We start from the raw sequence: 2942 nt of genomic DNA on the forward strand, positions 1-2942 counted from the left end.
CTTTTTTTGTCTATAGAAGGTTCAACTAATCGCCATAGGTCTTTAGGGCGGAAACATCTACTTTTTAACCATCGGCTAACCGTGTCATGAGATAAAGGCGATGGGCTGACTTCTGATAACGCCAAACTAGAGTATCTTACACTGCTTACTTGCAAGAATATTTTATAGATATCTTTAATGCATGGATAACCGGACAAAATATGAACATCCTGATTTTTTCTTGTTTTTAAATTTATACTTCTTTTTTAGAGACTGCGAAACTCGTGTATGTATGACCAAGGATTTACTTTGTTGCATTTCGTTTGGGAATTGGCGTTAAGTAAGAGCAGCTATTGTTTAATTTTTATCGATTTTAGTCACAACGGCCCATATAACGGCGTTCTGCAATGTGAATGCGAATTTTTTCGCCGATGGATAAGTATTCTGGAACTTGTATTATTAGCCCGGTTGCCATTATAGCTGGTTTTGTTCTTGCATTGGCTGATGCTTCTTTGATACTTGGTGCTGTCTCTACAATTACCATATCGACAGTTTGCGGAAGTTCTAACGCGATAGCCTGGTTATTCATTACTAAAACTTGCAGTCCAGGTGTTCCTGAGGTAGTAAAGAATAAAAGCTCTTCTTCTATATCTGTTTTATGGAAACTATAGGGAGTAAAATCTTCATTATCCATGAATAAATATTCATCAGCCTCAACATAAGAAAAACTTACTGCCCGATGAGTTAAATGGATTGTTTCTAGATTGTCATCGCCTTTAAAACGTTCTTCAACTTTTTGGCCGGTTTTAATATCAGTAAAACGCATTTTGTAGAGTGTGCTAGCGCCTCGTGCACTTGGTGTCTGAATATCAATATCTTTTACTAATGCAACTTACCATTTAAGCTTACCGCATAGCCTCGTTTTATTTCATTGGCTCTAGGCATATGAGTTCCTTTCATTAAATAATTATAATTCCAATTTTATAATAAAATTACCGGCAATTAGAATACAAAGTGATGCTTACTAAGAATTTGCCTCATGACAGCTATCAGCACGAAGTATGAGGCGTTGAAATTAATCTTGGCAATCGAAGCGCTACTTATAAACAGGCAAAATATTGAATAGCGCTAATATATGGATAACAGCGTTAATCAAACCAAAAAATATAACAAAATAAATTAATAGATTACCGCCAGGTGCATGATAAACTGCATGAGGAAATTTTTTACGGCTAGCTTTAGCCATCATTGCCGGCACAATTACTGCCCATATAGTTGCCGCTAGACCAGCAAAACCAATGGCATGAATAAAACCATCAGGGTAGTATAAAGCTAAAAGGGTAGGAGGAATGAAGGTTATCAAAGCGGATTTTAAACGGCCTAGATTATTATCTTTGAATTTAAAAAAATCGGCAATGAAATCAAACAGCCCAAGTGTCACACCTAAAAATGAACTTGCAAGAGCCATATAAGAAAACAGATTTAAACACTGTTTTATAATATTGTTATTAGTGCTGTGATCCATTTGTTTTAATAGCGAGTCAATATTACCACCTTCAGTAATGATTTGTTTAAAGGCAGTGCGCGGTATATTACCTTGAATGGCATATTGCCATAAGATATAAATGACTAAAGCAATAAAAGTGCCATATAACAAACTAAGAACAACCGCTTTACTTTCCTTATGATAATATTTCACTAAGCCGGGCACATTACCATGATAGCCAAAAGAGGTTAGTAAATAAGGTAGAGCAATAAATGCATAAGGTAAATAATCTGTATCCAGACTATTTTTGTTGAATAAGATGGTGGATGAAGCACTATTAAACATGCCACTGACAGACATGATAAAAGTAATAACCATTCCGCCAATCAAAATTGTACTTAGACGATCAACCGCTTTAGGCGATAGCCAAACAACAAAAGCGATCAATAAGCTAAATAATAAACCGGCCATAGGGTGATTTATGGGGATGATCTTATTAAGATTATGTGTAATGATCGATCCACCGGCTGAAATATAAGCATAAGTTAAGATATAAAGAACAAATGCAATTGAAATGCTATTTAGCAAATTCCAGCGTGTGCCAAGTAAATCTTTAACCATGGTATGAAAGCTTGCACCAGAAGGATAATTCATGTTGGCTTCTAAAATCATTAAACCAGAAGAAAACATACATACCCAAGTATAAACTAATAAAATGATTGAACCGGTAAACCAGACGCCAGAAGTGACAATAGGAATGGAGAACATACCGGCACCGACGGCAGTGCCAGCGATGATCATAGCACCACCAAATATGGAAGGGCGTTTAATATTTTGTATTACTTCGTTAGCCATTACTATAACTGCCTCTTTTATTATTGATTTTGTGTACTAGCTTGATGATACATTAGGTATGATATTTAAGTAAATTAATATTTTTGCCAGTTAATTAAAATTGGTTTTAACCCTAGTGTCCGGATGCTGTATTTGATTGAGGGTTGATTTTGATAAATTAATAAAAAGGTTTCTGCTAATTTATTGATCTAATTTTGTTTTCAGCTTTATAAATAATTGCCTAGTGAGATGACGATTAAACAGACAATAATGCAATATTGATCTATTTTTTTACATCATAAAATCACAATAAAAGTTATACACTACGGCTATTTACCAATAAAAAATAGCCGTACTAGATTAATTTTCATCTATTGCACGAGTTTCGCAGTCTCTAAAAAAGAAGTATAAATTTAAAAACAAGAAAAAATCAGGATGTTCATATTTTGTCCGGTTATCCATGCATTAAAGATATCTATAAAATATTCTTGCAAGTAAGCAGTGTAAGATACTCTAGTTTGGCGTTATCAGAAGTCAGCCCATCGCCTTTATCTCATGACACGGTTAGCCGATGGTTAAAAAGTAGATGTTTCCGCCCTAAAGACCTATGGCGATTAGTTGAACCTTCTATAGACAAAAAAAG

General features: G+C 34.7%; 3 protein-coding genes and 1 pseudogene. 1 reads left to right on the forward strand and 3 read right to left on the reverse strand.

Annotated elements, in window-relative coordinates:
* The 3 genes and pseudogenes from CBG25_RS02645 to mtr form a co-directional block, all read right to left on the reverse strand.
* Positions 1-197, reverse strand: a 197-nt coding sequence (locus CBG25_RS02645; RefSeq protein WP_290604058.1) for a hypothetical protein, incomplete at its 3' end; no start/stop codon positions are given.
* Positions 198-352: 155 nt separating this feature from the next.
* Positions 353-924 (reverse strand): annotated as a pseudogene (gene yeiP / locus CBG25_RS02650) (elongation factor P-like protein YeiP).
* 151 nt (positions 925-1075) lie between these two features.
* On the reverse strand, positions 1076-2320 hold the full coding sequence (mtr, locus tag CBG25_RS02655) for a tryptophan permease (RefSeq protein WP_290604333.1): 1245 nt from the start codon (positions 2318-2320) through the stop codon (positions 1076-1078).
* Between the two features lie 425 nt (positions 2321-2745).
* Between mtr and CBG25_RS02660 the strand changes: the two genes are divergently transcribed.
* Positions 2746-2942 (forward strand): hypothetical protein (locus tag CBG25_RS02660; RefSeq protein ID WP_290604058.1); only part of this gene is annotated, 197 nt, incomplete at its 3' end.

Origin of the sequence: Arsenophonus sp. ENCA (assembly GCF_002287155.1) — a bacterium.
Lineage (GTDB): Bacteria > Pseudomonadota > Gammaproteobacteria > Enterobacterales > Enterobacteriaceae > Arsenophonus > Arsenophonus nilaparvatae.

Bases quoted from the DNA above. Each gene is read 5' to 3' on its own strand.
- mtr (WP_290604333.1), bottom strand. From the start codon at position 2,320: ATGGCTAACGAAGTAATACAAAATATTAAACGCCCTTCCATATTTGGT.